The following is a 14,459-nucleotide window of genomic DNA, read 5'->3' as shown; positions in this document are numbered from 1 at the left end:
CGGCTAACGTCAATCATTATTTATTGAGAAAGAGCATGAATGGTGCAAAAAACGGCACACTGGTGTTATGGGTGAGGCAGATACACAAGAATTGCCTGCCCGTTAAAACTGAGCAGGCAAGAAACGGCTTGCTTATTACCTTTTGGTTGCTTGGTAGACCTTGAATTTACCTGTCTGCGCGATAAGCTTATGGTTACCAAAGGTACTATCCAGCAGAGCGGGATAAGGTAGGAAAGCGTTCGCTACGATCCGCAATTTACCGCCAGATTTCAGATAGTTTGGCGCCATGCGGATCAGGTCGTCAGCCGCGGCTAAATTGGTTTTTAAACCATCGTGGAATGGGGGATTGGAAATGATCCAGTCGAATTTTTCCTCAATGGCGGAATACACATTGCTGGTGATAACATTGCCTTCCAGTTTATTGGCTTTCAGTGTGGCCTTGCTGGATATTGTGGCTGCGGCATTGACATCACTCAGTGTCAGTGTCAATTCAGGGTTTTTCTTGCCCAGAACCGCTGCCAATACGCCTGCTCCACAAGCGATATCCAGCAGACTACCAGAAACAGGGCCATCAAAAGTAGAAAGCAACAAACGACTGCCGACATCTAGATCATCTTGACTGAATACGCCAGGCAGTGTGTTGACGATGACATCACCCACTGGATAGCTGTTCCACCAATTATTTTGATCAAATTGAACCTGATTTTCCAGTTGGCCATAAAAGAGGCTACAACGGCGGGCAGTGTCCACTTTCTGGAAAGTCACAATGCCTTCCATTAATTTATCAACACTGCGTACACCACTGCGATTCTCTCCGACCACAAAAACACCGGTTCCGGGCGGCAGAATGGAAAACAGGCTGCGTAACTGGAAGCGCGCTTCATGTTTGCTTTTTGGCCAGTAATAAATCAATGTATCACAGCCTTTGACAAATGTGCTGTCCGCGACGAGGCCAAAGGAGGCATTGTCACCCAGTTGACGGATCAGGGATTGCCAGTGGTGATATTGGTTAGTATGTACTCGCACACTTCCGGCTTCGATTTCCGTTGCCAGATTGTCTTGAATATCACCGGCAATTAGCAGGTGACGAGTGAGAAACTGTTCATGATGGCGCAGGATAACTTCGCTGGCCGGGGTTAATACTGACATCTATGTATAAGCTCCTTATAAATCTTTATCCAAGTATAAACATCGGGGGGCAAAATTGTGATGCCATGCTGATTGGCGCAGAGATAAGCCCTCTGATAGTATATTACCTGTTATTTTTTATGGCAGATGGAATAAAACACGATGACGAAGCGTGACAGATTACTCGCCCAATTGGGGATCACCCAGTGGGTTGTGCGCAGCCCGAAGGCCTTGCAGGGTGAATTGTCTGTCCTCATCCCTGACTCAACTCGTCTGTTGATCATTACCCATGATCATATTGATTTAAGTCATTCATTGTTTGCTGATATTTTTACAGCCATGAGGATTGATGTCTCATCGGTTTATTGCATCACGACAAAAGATGTTGAGCTGCTTTCGGAATCAATCCATTGTCCATGCTGGCTGTTGGGGGTTGATATTACCTTATCAACACAAGGGATTTCTTTGAGAAGCCCAGCATTAAATGACTTATCCCTTGACGGGAATGCAAAACGCTCTTTTTGGCAACAAATTTACCATTATGAAGAATATTTCTCTATTAATTCCCACTGATCTTCCCGCAGCATTTCAAATAGAACAGTTCAGTCATGCATTCCCGTGGAGTGAAAAAACCTTTTACTCCAACCAGGGAGAGCGTTATCTGAATTATAAAATCACGCTGAATGACCAGATTATCGGCTTCGCAATCATACAGTGTGTTGTGGATGAGGCCACGTTATTTAATATCGTCATCCACCCTGAGCATCAATCGCAGGGGTATGGAAGAGCGTTGCTGACTCACCTGATCAATGTGCTGCCGGAAAAGCAGATTAATACGCTATGGCTTGAAGTACGAAGTTCAAATGCATCAGCGATTGGTTTGTATGAAGATCTGGGTTTCAACGAAGTTTCTATCCGTAAGAATTATTACCCAACGGCGACGGGAAAGGAAGATGCCATTATTATGGCTTTGCCCCTGTTTTCTGGTTGATTTATGAACTTATCTGATTCATTGTTTGCTTTGTGTTGTCAGAAAATATACGACTTTTCCTGTCTGGCCGAGGAGTCTGTCACTCCTGAAGTCGTTGAACGAGTTCGCCACGCCATGAGTGAAAAATATGATAGTACTCAGCCAGACAATCATTGATTGTTTATAAATCCAAGTTCGGCGAAAATAAGCCCCAATCACGATTAACATGACGGATTTGCAGGTGAAGGGTCGTTCGGGGCGCTTCCCTAATGGTATCAATCCGCGTATAGACTAGAAGATCCTAATTGATGTCAAATTTTCCATTCCAGCAGGAAGTCGCGAAACGGCGAACCTTTGCAATAATTTCTCACCCCGATGCGGGGAAAACTACCATTACTGAAAAAGTGTTACTGTTCGGACAGGCGATCCAGAAAGCGGGGACGGTAAAAGGCCGCGGCTCTAACCAGCACGCTAAATCAGACTGGATGGAGATGGAAAAACAGCGTGGTATCTCCATTACCACTTCTGTGATGCAGTTTCCTTATGATGATTGTCTGGTTAACTTACTGGATACTCCGGGACACGAAGACTTCTCCGAAGATACTTACCGTACTCTGACGGCGGTTGACTGCTGTCTGATGGTCATTGATGCCGCAAAAGGTGTTGAGGATCGTACCCGTAAGCTGATGGAAGTCACCCGTCTGCGTGACACTCCAATCCTGACATTCATGAATAAACTCGACCGCGATATCCGTGATCCGATGGAAGTGATGGATGAAGTGGAAAATGAGTTGAAAATCGCCTGTAGCCCGATTACATGGCCAATCGGCTGTGGTAAATCCTTCAAGGGGGTTTATCATCTTTACCTTGATGAAATTTACCTGTATCAATCCGGTCAAGGGCATACCATTCAGGAAGTCCGTGCCATTAAAGGATTGAATAACCCTGAGCTGGATGCGGCTGTTGGGGAAGAATTGGCGGATCAATTACGTGAAGAGCTGGAACTGGTCAAAGGGGCATCACATGAGTTTGATCAGGAAGCCTTTTTACAGGGTGAGCTAACACCGGTGTTTTTCGGTACAGCGCTGGGTAACTTCGGCGTTGACCATATGCTGGATGGCCTTGTCAAATGGGCGCCAATGCCAATGTCTCGTCTGACTGATGCGCGTGAAGTGACAGCAGAGGAAGAAAAATTCACGGGTTTTGTTTTCAAAATTCAGGCTAACATGGATCCGAAACACCGTGACCGCGTGGCATTTCTGCGTGTTGTTTCCGGTAAATATGAAAAGGGTATGAAACTGCGTCAAGTCCGCATCAAGAAAGACGTTGTCATTTCAGATGCACTGACCTTCATGGCAGGAGATCGCTCTCATATCGATCATGCTTATGCGGGGGATATTATCGGCTTACATAATCATGGCACGATCCAGATTGGTGATACCTTTACTCAGGGAGAAGAACTGAAATTTACCGGTATTCCTAACTTTGCGCCAGAATTGTTCCGTCGTATCCGGCTGCGTGACCCCCTGAAACAAAAACAATTGCTGAAAGGTCTGGTTCAGTTATCGGAAGAGGGGGCAGTACAGGTATTTCGTCCTCTGGCTAATAACGATCTGATCGTTGGGGCGGTGGGTGTGCTTCAGTTTGACGTCGTTGTTGCCCGTTTGAAAAGCGAATATAACGTTGAAGCATTGTATGAATCCGTCAATGTTTCCACCGCTCGCTGGGTAGAGTGCAACGATGCGAAGAAAGTGGAAGAGTTCAAGCGCAAGAATGAATTGAACTTGGCACTCGATGGTGGTGATAACTTAACTTATATTGCACCAACAATGGTTAATTTAAATCTAACCAGCGAACGTTATCCAGAAATTTCTTTCCGTAAAACCCGCGAACACTAATTCTTTTTATAGCATAGGGTCAACAAATCGTTGACCCTTATCAGTTTGTAATCTCTTTCTGTATTTTTTCTATATAAAGAATAATTATCTGTTTTAGTGAAAAAATTCGTGATTTATTGTAAATCCTACTTCATTTATATCATAGGCTGATATATTATTCTGCTGCTGTTCTTACCCATATAACATGACGGAAGGTGATAGGATGAAACACATAAAGTTTACACATTCACTACTGGCTATTGTTTTAGGTTCAGTGCTGATAAGTAGTAGCGCACTAGCTGCAGTAACATTTCCAACTAACACATTGGAAAGTGCAGGCCAAAAAATTGACAATTCTTTGAAACACGCAGACGCTTATGTGAACGATAGTAGTATTACTGCGCAAGTAAAAGCGGATTTACTGAAAACTAAAGGATTAGATAGCAATGATATTTCAGTGAAGACAGAAAAAGGTGTTGTTTACCTTTCAGGTTTTGTCAAAAACACATATCAGGCTAAACAAGTAGCCAAAATTGTTCATAAAGTACATGGTGTCAAGTCAGTGAAAAGCACATTAAAGGTTAAAAAATAATCTTAATAATTGAATGGGTGGCTGCCAATAGGCCACTCTTTTTTTTGTTACTATTTTATATCCATTAGGAATTTATTTATATTTTCTGCTCTGGAATTAAAGCTCTACTTATCAATAAATAATATAAATATAGGTCGATTTTTCGGTATTTAATTAATAATATATTAAATGGAGTTTTTATTGTATGCTATTAATAATTTATAATAATTATTTGAAATTTAATTTATTATACGTTTAAGATTATATTTATCAATAGTAATGCTAGGTATTTTCTCACTGAAAATATAAATTCACTGATGTAATTCTAATATTTTTAGAGTTCATTAAGTTTTAAAAAATATTTTCGGAAAATTCCTTATTTTTTCTTTTTATTGTCATAATAAAATGGCTTTCTAGGGAAGTACTACTACTCGGTTAAGCACTTGTATAGCGGGTAGAATACTTTCAGGTATGTAAAGTACCGTTCGTAGGTCATGTATTAAATGATTAGATTAGGTATTAAAAATAATGTTCACGTTCAATAAAGGTTCCTATCACTTTATCGTGCATTTCTTCCGATTTTGAATACCCAATGGTTTTTCTATTCAGCCTTTTGATTCGGGTACGATGCGTTAAATTCGTTCTCTCTATACGCTGAGTAAACGCCTTTCCAGTCAAGTGCTCTTCCTCGGGAAGTGGGTCATAAACAACATAGTCATCCGTGCAGTAAAACCGAATAGTAAAGGAAGATAAGAGGGTAAGCAGCTTGTCTAACGTTTTTCGACTGCGATCGCCAAAAACATGAGCCACTATTCGCTTCAGGCGGGGTTCCCAAGCATACCAAAGCCAGCGTTGGTTTTTCTTATTGCCGACAAACGACCATTGCTCGTCGATTTCACAGACAATCTGGATGCCACATTCCGCAAGGGGAAGTGTCGTTACGTTTCGGGGTCTGAGGTTTTTAATGTTTTCATGACGGTGGCGGTGGCGACTTTCAGGATCCGAGCGGTGTCACGAATTCCCCCGTTATTCATCGCGATATCGATAATCTGTTCTTTAACGCCGGGTTTGCAGGCCTGATAGGTATACGCCAACTGAAAGACCTTACAGCAGCTATAACAGCGATAACGAGGATGTCCGCCATTTCCTTTCCCATGTCCTTTGACCTGTTCTGATTTGTGGCAATAACGGCAATAGACATCAACTTTGGCCATACTTCATCCTTAAAAAGCCGGAAGCATATCACAGCAACTAACCATTTAATACATGACCCGTTCGTACATAGCTTCGCTTCGGTATTTTATATTTTTACTAGGTTGTCAGTAATCAGTATCCCCTAAAACGCCTGTAGGAAAACGATTCTTCAGGGTGATTTTTACTTTCCTCTTTTTACAATAAAACTTCAATATCTATGGTACGCTCTGTCTTTCACTATTTAACGAAAATTTTACAAACGTATTGTTTGAACAGCAATATACTGATAGATAGTCATTATTCAGATTACGCTATGACACTGACATTGATTTTTTAGGAGGAAGTGTGGGGAAACATATTCCAATAACGTTGGGTAACATAGAACCTTTAGCTTATAAATCACAGATCAAGCCAGGAAAAATTGCCCTGGTTTGTGAAGGTGGTGGTCAGCGGGGGATTTTTACCGCAGGTGTTTTGGATGAATTCCTCCGGCTTGGCTTTAATCCGTTTGAATTGTTCCTTGGAACTTCCGCGGGTGCCCAGAATATCTCTCCCTACATTTGTGGTCAGCGGGGTTATGCCCGCAGAGTGATCAATCGTTACACAACCGCCCCCACTTTTTTTAATCCGTTGCGTTTTGTCCGTGGTGGGCATTTGATCGATCTGGATTGGTATATTGATACTATATCTGAACAATTACCATTGAATACCACTGCTGCAATGCATCAGTTTGATGCTGGCCGTGAATTCTACATGTGTGCCTGTCGCGCAGATAACTTTGAACCTGATTACTTTCACCCTGATGAACATAATTGGATGGAGATCTTGAAAGCCTCCAGCGCTATTCCGGGGTTTTATCGCAATGGTGTTACCCTTGGTGACACGGTTTATCAGGATGGTGGCATTTGCGATGCGATTCCGGTACAAGAAGCCTATCGCCGTGGCGCAGATACGATTGTCGTGATCCGGACAGTGCCTTCACAGCTTTATTATACCCCGCAGTGGTTCAAGCGGATGGAGCGCTGGCTGGAAGCCAGTAGCCTGCAAAAAATGGTCAAGATGATCAATCTCCATGCTAAGAGTTACAGCCGGACGCAGCAATTTATCAAAAACCCGCCGGATGATGTGCAGGTATTTGAAATTTATCCACCTGCGCCGTTGGCTACGATGGCATTGGGAAGCCGAATCAGTGCATTAAATCAGGATTACCATTTGGGGCGGCGCTGTGGGCGATACTTTTTGGCTACCATTGGGCATACCTTTGTTGGTGGGAAATTTGGGTTGGAAAAACGTAAAGGTTATGGTGTCTGTCGCAGTGGTTTAAATAATGATGGGATTAATCATAATGGCTTCAGGCGATATAGCTTGCTGGACAGCATAAATCGTCCGGTAACCGAGGTGCAGGAAGAGGGTATAACACCGCTGACAGGCTCTATTATATTGGATGACGTGGATAAATAGATGTTTATTGATACACATTGCCATTTTGATTTTCCTCCCTTTACAGGGAATGAACAAACGAGTCTGAAACAAGCCAGGCAAGCGGGGGTGGAAACCATTATCGTCCCCACAGTTAGTCAAATGAATTTCCAGCGGGTTGCTGCGCTGGCATATGACTTTCCCTCCATCTATGCCGCGTTTGGTTTGCATCCACTGTATATCAATGAACATCAAGGTTCTCATTTGGCTGAGCTGGCGCAGAAACTGAAGGCAAACAATCCCAAATGTGTGGCTGTAGGAGAAATAGGGCTTGATCTTTATATGCCGGAGCCACAGTTTGAGAAACAAAAAAGAGTGCTGGAAGCACAGTTAGCGTTGGCTAAAAGGCACGATTTGCCGGTGATACTCCACTCCCGAAAAAGCCATGATCAACTGTCCGCTATACTACGAAAACATGACTTACCACGCACAGGCGTTATTCATGGCTTTGCTGGTAGCCTGTCTCAGGCACAGGCTTTTATTCGTTTGGGATTTTATATTGGTGTCGGGGGAACGATGACTTACGAGAGAGCGCAAAAAACACGCAGTACAATTTCCCAACTGCCTCTGTCGTCCCTTGTGTTGGAAACGGATGCACCTGATATGCCGCTCTCTGGATACCAAGGGCAGCCGAACCGACCAGAAAGAGTCGCACAGGTTTTTTCTGCGTTGTGTGAATTGCGTCGAGAATCTCCTGATGAAGTGTCCGATCAGATTTATCATAACAGCAAGGCACTATTTGCGTTAAGCTGACTTATAACCACAGAAATGATATGTTTTTAGGGTAACAGGAAGTGAGTATCCGTATTAAATAAATATTAATAATCCTTAATTGGTCTTCTTTACTCATTTATCCCTTTTATTACCTTTTTCACCGCAAAATTATCTAATCCCTTAGAAACTAGATGGATTTATGTGATCTGGATCTCATTTTGTGTTTTTATATTACTTTTTGCGGTATTAATTTGTGATGTTAGTTGCTTGTTCTTTTTTACTACTAGGTATAATCGGCCTCGCACAATGCCGGTAGGAACTCACAATATAACTGGCATATTTTTTCATTATTCATTCATTCAGTGAACAGGGATTCTTCCAATGCAACTCATTATGAGCCTGATAGGGATGGTAGTGCTGATTTTTATCGCAGTACTTTTCTCCAGTAATTACCGAGCTATTAAGATCCGCACAGTCTTGGGCGCCTTTTTGATTCAGGTTGCTATTGGGGCATTTGTACTTTATGTGCCAGCGGGTAAAGACATTCTGATTGGAATGTCAAAAGGCGTTTCCAACGTCATTGGATACGGCCAGAAAGGAACTGATTTCATCTTTGGTGGACTGGTTTCCGACAAAATGTTTGAGCTGTTCGGTGGTGGTGGCTTTATCTTTGCTCTGCGCGTCCTGCCTATTATCGTTTTCTTCTCCTCACTTATTGCCGTTCTGTATTACATCGGCGTTATGCAGATTGTGATCAAAATACTCGGTGGTGGCATGCAAAAACTGCTGGGAACATCACGAACCGAATCTCTGTCTGCGACTGCAAATATTTTCGTCGGCCAAACTGAAGCGCCGCTGGTTGTTCGTCCTTATATTTCAACCATGACTCAATCGGAACTGTTTGCTGTCATGTGTGGTGGTCTGGCTTCTGTGGCAGGTTCAGTATTGGCTGGCTACGCATCGATGGGCGTTCCATTGGAATACCTGATTGCCGCTTCATTCATGGCAGCACCGGGTGGCTTGCTATTTGCGAAACTGTTAGTGCCGGAAACGGAAAAAACACGCGACACCGACGATGCCATGTCGCTGATTGCGGCTGAAGATCGCCCTGCCAATATCATTGATGCTGCGGCATCAGGTGCGGCATCGGGTATGCAACTGGCTCTGAACGTGGGAGCAATGCTGCTGGCATTCACCGCCTTGATTGCCTTACTGAATGGTATGCTGGGTGGTATCGGTGGCTGGTTCAACTATCCTCAACTGTCCATGGAACTGATTCTGGGCTGGGCGTTCTCACCAGTCGCCTACCTGATTGGTGTACCGTGGAATGAAGCGACTGTTGCAGGTTCTTTCATCGGCCAGAAAATAGTAGTCAATGAGTTCGTGGCGTTCATGAACTTTGGTGAATATCTGAAACCGAACGAGGTCGTTCAGGCCGCAGGTCTGCAAGTGCTTTCTGATCATACCAAAGCGATTATTTCCTTTGCACTGTGTGGCTTCGCCAACCTGTCTTCTGTCGCTATTCTGCTGGGAGGTTTAGGTGGTATGGCGCCAAATCGTCGTGGAGACATTGCACGTTTTGGTCTGAAAGCCGTACTGGCCGGTTCACTCTCTAACTTGATGAGTGCAACCATTGCTGGGTTCTTCCTCGCGTTATAAGACGCAGGAATTGCGTATCAAATTGAATGCAGGTGAGATAATCTCACCTGCTTTTGTTTTTCCTGAAACTGTTTGATGTGATACTAATCACAATAAAATGTCTATCATTGCAATGCTCATTCGATTAGTGTGATTTGTAACGCGAATTATTCGGCATTTACATGTTCAAATAATGATGTGCCAAGACTTTATGGATTAAGTTGATGCCCTCCGGGGCAGTAAAAGCTGAAGAAAGTATAGTGCGGAGAGAAGGAGCTCTACTGTTGCTGTTGTGCATAATTATGGCAACATCTTCAAGGAACCAAGTCCGCTCGCCAACAAACGAACTAACTAATCGTTCAAAACAATCGTTCAAAAGAATGTGTGAACGGGTTCAGTCACGATAATAATACCGTTGGAGAGTTTTATGACCGATTTAACCGCAACTGCTCAGCGTGCGCTGAGTTTGATGGATTTAACGACACTCAATGATGATGATACGGATGAGAAAGTGGCGATACTTTGTCATCAGGCAAAAAGCCCGGCGGGTCATACTGCCGCTATCTGTATCTATCCACGTTTTATTCCTGCCGCACGTAAAGTATTGCGTGAACAGGGTACTCCAGACATTCGCATTGCCACAGTGACCAATTTCCCGCACGGCAACGATGATATCGATCTTGCACTGGCTGAAACTCGAGCAGCCATTGCTTATGGCGCAGATGAAGTTGACGTGGTTTTCCCCTACCGCGCCTTGATGGCAGGTAATGAACAGATTGGCTTCGATTTAGTTAAAGCCTGCAAAGATGCCTGCGCTGCATCCGGTGTTTGGCTGAAAGTGATTATTGAAACAGGTGAGTTGAAAGAAGAAAACCTGATCCGCAAAGCCTCTGAAATTTCAATCGACGCAGGTGCGGATTTTATCAAAACCTCAACAGGCAAAGTCCCTGTCAATGCGACACTGGAAAGCGCAGAAATTATGCTCAGTGTGATCCGCGACATGGGCGTAGGTGAAACTGTTGGCTTTAAACCTGCCGGAGGTGTGCGTACAGCCGAAGAAGCCGCACAATATCTGGCACTGTCTGCTCGTATCATGGGGGATCAATGGGCCGACTCCCGTCATTTCCGTTTTGGGGCTTCCAGTCTGTTGAGCAATTTATTGACAGCACTTGGACATCAGAGCCAAAAGCAAAGTAGTGGTTATTAAGATCAATAACAACACATTGAATGCACGTTAAGATAAAGTGCATTACTACCATTCTTTTCAGATAATGATGATTAGGAGGTCGCTTTGTTTCTGGCACAGGAAATTATCCGCAAAAAACGGGACGGTCACCGGTTGAATGAAGAAGAGATCCGTTTCTTTATTAACGGGGTTCGTGATAATACCGTTTCTGAAGGACAGATTGCTGCACTGGCGATGACCATTTATTTCCATGATATGACGATGGAAGAGCGTGTGGCTCTGACTTTGGCAATGCGCGATTCCGGTACGGTTCTGGATTGGAAAAAATTGAATTTGCATGGCCCGATCGTAGATAAACATTCGACGGGGGGTGTCGGCGATGTGACTTCTCTGATGCTGGGTCCGATGGTAGCCGCCTGTGGGGGTTACGTACCGATGATATCAGGACGGGGTTTGGGGCATACCGGGGGAACACTGGATAAATTGGAATCCATCCCCGGCTTTGACATCTTTCCTGATGAACAGCGCTTCCGTGACATTATCCGAGATGTAGGTGTTGCGATTATCGGGCAGACTAACTTGCTGGCACCTGCGGACAAACGTTTTTATGCGACTCGTGATATCACTGCTACCGTTGATTCCATCCCTTTAATTACGGCCTCTATTTTAGGCAAAAAACTGGCTGAGGGATTGGATGCGCTGGTTATGGATGTGAAAGTGGGCTCTGGAGCATTCATGCCGACTTATGAACAGTCAGAACAACTGGCAGAATCCATCGTTGGCGTTGCTAATAGTGCAGGTTGCAAGACAACCGCGTTGTTGACGGATATGAATCAAGTTTTGGCATCCAGTGCCGGTAATGCGCTAGAAGTGCGTGAAGCCGTTCAATTTCTGACTGGAGAATACCGTAATCCTCGGTTATTTGAAGTCACTATGGCATTGTCTGCGGAAATGCTGGTATCGGGTAATCTGGCGGCTGATCGTGCCGAAGCACGCCGTAAATTGCAGGCAGTGCTGGACAATGGCAAAGCGGCTGAAACCTTTGAGCGTATGGTAGCAGCACAAAAAGGCCCGATCGATTTTGTCGAAAATTATGCTCGTTATCTACCGACTGCCCCTTTTAGCAAACCGGTGTTTGCCGGGCAAAATGGCATAATTACTGAAATGGATACGCGGGCATTGGGAATGTCTGTGGTTGCATTGGGAGGCGGTCGTCGCAAGGCCACTGACCCTATTAATTACAGTGTGGGGCTGAGTGATATCGTTGCACTTGGAGCAGAAGTGAACGCAGATACTCCTCTGGCAATGATTTATGCCAATAGTGAAAATGACTGGCAGGAAGCGGCGGAGGTCGTACGTAAGTCCATCGTTTTGGGAATTGATGTGAATACCGAAACAAAAGCCGCCACACGGATGGTTTACCGCCATATTGATGGCTAAATCATCACGAATAATGAAAATAGATTTTAACAGCCGACAGTTTCCGCATTGATAGCGTGAATTGACTGACGCAGGAGAAAATTATGAAACGTACGTTCATCATGGTATTGGATTCCTTTGGCATCGGTGCGAGTGCAGATGCAGAGAAATTTGGTGACAAAGGATCTAACACTTTAGGGCATATCGCAGAACAGTGCGCCCGTGGTGAGGCTGATATCGGTCGTAAAGGGTCATTGCAGTTGCCAAACCTGAGCCGTTTGGGGTTGGGTAAAGCAACAGAGGAATCCAGTGGAACCTTCCCGATAGGTTTGGATCAAGATGCTGAAATTATTGGAGCCTACGGCTATGCGAGTGAACTTTCTTCTGGTAAAGACACGCCATCAGGCCACTGGGAAATTGCGGGGGTTCCGGTTCTGTTCGATTGGGGCTATTTTCAGGATTTAGACAACAGTTTCCCACAAGAATTGCTGGATAAGCTGGTTGAACGCGCTAATCTGCCGGGCTATCTGGGTAACTGTCACTCTTCCGGTACAGTTATTCTGGATAACTTGGGCGAAGAGCACATGAAAACCGGCAAGCCGATTTTCTATACCTCTGCGGATTCCGTGTTCCAGATTGCCTGCCATGAAGAAACATTCGGCTTGGATCGGCTGTATGAACTCTGTGAAATTGCTCGTGAAGAGTTGAACATGGGTGATTATAACATCGGCCGGGTCATTGCCCGTCCATTTGTGGGTGACAAGGCTGGCGATTTTCAGCGTACCGGTAATCGTCATGATTTGGCGGTTGAACCCCCAGCGCCAACCGTTCTGAAAAAACTGGTTGACGAAAAACAGGGTGAAGTTGTTTCTATTGGCAAGATTGCAGATATCTACGCTAACGTCGGTATCACCAGAAAGGTCAAGGCAACGGGAATTGATGCACTGTTTGACGCTTCATTGGTTGAAATGGAACAGGCTGGGAATAACACCATCGTATTTACCAACTTTGTTGATTTTGACTCCTCTTACGGTCACCGTCGTGACGTAGCAGGCTATGCAGCGGCGTTGGAACTATTTGATCGTCGCTTGCCAGAAATGCTGAAACTGGTTAAAGAAGATGACATTCTGATCCTGACGGCCGACCATGGTTGTGACCCAACCTGGCCGGGTACGGATCACACTCGTGAACATATTCCAGTGCTGGTTTATGGGCCAAAAGTTAAACCTGGCTCATTAGGACATCGTGAAACGTTTGCTGACATTGGCCAGACAGTGGCGAAATACTTCGACCTGACGCCAATGGATTACGGTAAAGTGATGTTCTAGTTTTTCAGGGCAGCCAACGGGCTGCCCTGATTTTCATCTGTTTTGATACGTAATAAAATTAAGGAATAGATTTATGGCTACCCCACATATTAATGCTGAGATGGGCGATTTTGCTGATGTTGTTTTGATGCCAGGCGATCCATTGCGGGCAAAATACATTGCGGAAACTTTTTTAGAAGATGTCCGCCAAGTTAACGATGTTCGCGGTATGCTGGGCTTCACCGGTACTTACAAAGGCCGCAAGATCTCTGTCATGGGTCACGGTATGGGTATCCCATCCTGCTCTATCTATGCTAAAGAGTTGATCACCGAATTTGGTGTTAAAAAGATTATTCGCATTGGTTCCTGTGGTGCAGTCAGCCACGATGTCAAAATTCGTGATATTGTGATTGGTATGGGGGCATGCACTGATTCCAAAGTAAACCGCCTGCGTTTTAAAGATCATGATTTCGCGGCGATTGCTGACTTTGATCTGGTTCGTAATGCAGTTGATGCAGCGAAGGCGAAGAATATCAACGCTCGTGTCGGTAATATTTTCTCAGCAGATCTTTTCTATACACCAGATCCACAAATGTTCGATGTGATGGAAAAATATGGCATTCTGGGCGTTGAAATGGAAGCGGCGGGTATTTACGGTGTAGCAGCAGAATTTGGTGCCAAGGCATTGGCAATCTGCACCGTTTCTGACCATATCCGTACTGGCGAACAAACCTCGGCAGAAGAGCGCCAGACAACGTTCAATGATATGATTGAAATTGCGCTTGAATCAATTTTATTAGGTGATAATTAAAAAATAATAAATAGTTTTATTATTTAATTAATATTAAAAGCTCTTTCCATAATTGGAAAGAGCTTTTTTATTTATTAAATTTTATGTTGATGTATTCGATTTTGTTAAAGATAAGCTTTAACTATTCATTTAATGGATTGCTTAATTTCGGACTAATTTGTTTAA

General features: G+C 44.2%; 14 protein-coding genes. 12 read left to right on the top strand and 2 right to left on the bottom strand.

Annotated elements, in window-relative coordinates:
* Nucleotides 1–135: 135 nt before the first annotated feature.
* Complete coding sequence (gene rsmC, locus XBJ1_RS15200; RefSeq protein WP_012989890.1) at nucleotides 136–1,149, bottom strand: 16S rRNA (guanine(1207)-N(2))-methyltransferase RsmC; 1,014 nt, start codon at nucleotides 1,147–1,149, stop codon at nucleotides 136–138.
* A gap of 141 nt (nucleotides 1,150–1,290) precedes the next feature.
* Here rsmC and XBJ1_RS15195 point away from each other — a divergent pair, with 141 nt between their 5' ends.
* From XBJ1_RS15195 to XBJ1_RS15180, 5 genes are all read left to right on the top strand, one after another.
* On the top strand, nucleotides 1,291–1,701 hold the full coding sequence (locus XBJ1_RS15195; protein WP_012989889.1) for a DNA polymerase III subunit psi: 411 nt from the start codon (nucleotides 1,291–1,293) through the stop codon (nucleotides 1,699–1,701).
* Nucleotides 1,670–2,119 (top strand): ribosomal protein S18-alanine N-acetyltransferase, encoded by a 450-nt coding sequence (rimI, locus tag XBJ1_RS15190; RefSeq protein WP_038199266.1) that lies wholly within the window; start codon nucleotides 1,670–1,672, stop codon nucleotides 2,117–2,119. The genes XBJ1_RS15195 and rimI overlap by 32 nt, the downstream gene beginning before the upstream one ends.
* Before the next feature lie 3 nt (nucleotides 2,120–2,122).
* Entirely contained in the window at nucleotides 2,123–2,275 is a 153-nt protein-coding gene (locus tag XBJ1_RS21820) for a hypothetical protein (RefSeq protein WP_012989887.1), read from the top strand.
* A 131-nt stretch (nucleotides 2,276–2,406) separates the two neighbouring features.
* Complete coding sequence (gene prfC, locus XBJ1_RS15185) at nucleotides 2,407–3,996, top strand: peptide chain release factor 3 (protein WP_012989886.1); 1,590 nt, start codon at nucleotides 2,407–2,409, stop codon at nucleotides 3,994–3,996.
* A gap of 202 nt (nucleotides 3,997–4,198) precedes the next feature.
* Nucleotides 4,199–4,567: a BON domain-containing protein gene (locus tag XBJ1_RS15180; RefSeq protein WP_012989885.1), complete on the top strand. Its 369-nt coding sequence runs from the start codon at nucleotides 4,199–4,201 to the stop codon at nucleotides 4,565–4,567.
* 498 nt (nucleotides 4,568–5,065) lie between these two features.
* Here the strand turns inward: XBJ1_RS15180 and XBJ1_RS20975 are convergent.
* Nucleotides 5,066–5,760 (bottom strand): IS1 family transposase gene (locus tag XBJ1_RS20975; protein ID WP_143827646.1). Its coding sequence is split into 2 segments (ribosomal slippage): nucleotides 5,066–5,505 and nucleotides 5,505–5,760, totalling 696 coding nucleotides; the frame shifts between segments, so codons are not numbered across the junction.
* Nucleotides 5,761–6,085: 325 nt separating this feature from the next.
* On the opposite strand from XBJ1_RS20975, the gene XBJ1_RS15170 reads away from it, so the two are divergent.
* From XBJ1_RS15170 to deoD, 7 genes are all read left to right on the top strand, one after another.
* Nucleotides 6,086–7,201, top strand: coding sequence for a patatin-like phospholipase family protein (locus XBJ1_RS15170; RefSeq protein WP_012989884.1), 1,116 nt, complete (start codon nucleotides 6,086–6,088; stop codon nucleotides 7,199–7,201).
* A complete protein-coding gene (locus tag XBJ1_RS15165) occupies nucleotides 7,202–7,972 on the top strand; it encodes a TatD family hydrolase (RefSeq protein WP_012989883.1) in 771 nt (256 codons plus the stop codon). It begins immediately after the preceding gene.
* Between the two features lie 354 nt (nucleotides 7,973–8,326).
* Complete coding sequence (locus tag XBJ1_RS15160) at nucleotides 8,327–9,592, top strand: NupC/NupG family nucleoside CNT transporter (protein ID WP_173346425.1); 1,266 nt, start codon at nucleotides 8,327–8,329, stop codon at nucleotides 9,590–9,592.
* Between the two features lie 406 nt (nucleotides 9,593–9,998).
* Complete coding sequence (gene deoC, locus XBJ1_RS15155; RefSeq protein ID WP_012989881.1) at nucleotides 9,999–10,778, top strand: deoxyribose-phosphate aldolase; 780 nt, start codon at nucleotides 9,999–10,001, stop codon at nucleotides 10,776–10,778.
* 84 nt (nucleotides 10,779–10,862) lie between these two features.
* Entirely contained in the window at nucleotides 10,863–12,197 is a 1,335-nt protein-coding gene (gene deoA / locus XBJ1_RS15150) for a thymidine phosphorylase (RefSeq protein ID WP_012989880.1), read from the top strand.
* Between the two features lie 83 nt (nucleotides 12,198–12,280).
* Nucleotides 12,281–13,504, top strand: a complete 1,224-nt coding sequence (deoB, locus tag XBJ1_RS15145) for a phosphopentomutase (protein WP_012989879.1) — start codon at nucleotides 12,281–12,283, stop codon at nucleotides 13,502–13,504.
* A gap of 73 nt (nucleotides 13,505–13,577) precedes the next feature.
* Nucleotides 13,578–14,294 carry a purine-nucleoside phosphorylase gene (deoD, locus tag XBJ1_RS15140; RefSeq protein WP_012989878.1) on the top strand — a complete coding sequence of 239 codons (717 nt, stop codon included), beginning with the start codon at nucleotides 13,578–13,580 and terminating at the stop codon, nucleotides 14,292–14,294.
* Nucleotides 14,295–14,459: the final 165 nt, after the last annotated feature.

The sequence above is a fragment of the Xenorhabdus bovienii SS-2004 genome (genome assembly GCF_000027225.1).
GTDB lineage: Bacteria > Pseudomonadota > Gammaproteobacteria > Enterobacterales > Enterobacteriaceae > Xenorhabdus > Xenorhabdus bovienii_C.
This window is presented reverse-complemented; position numbering and strand designations above follow the sequence as displayed.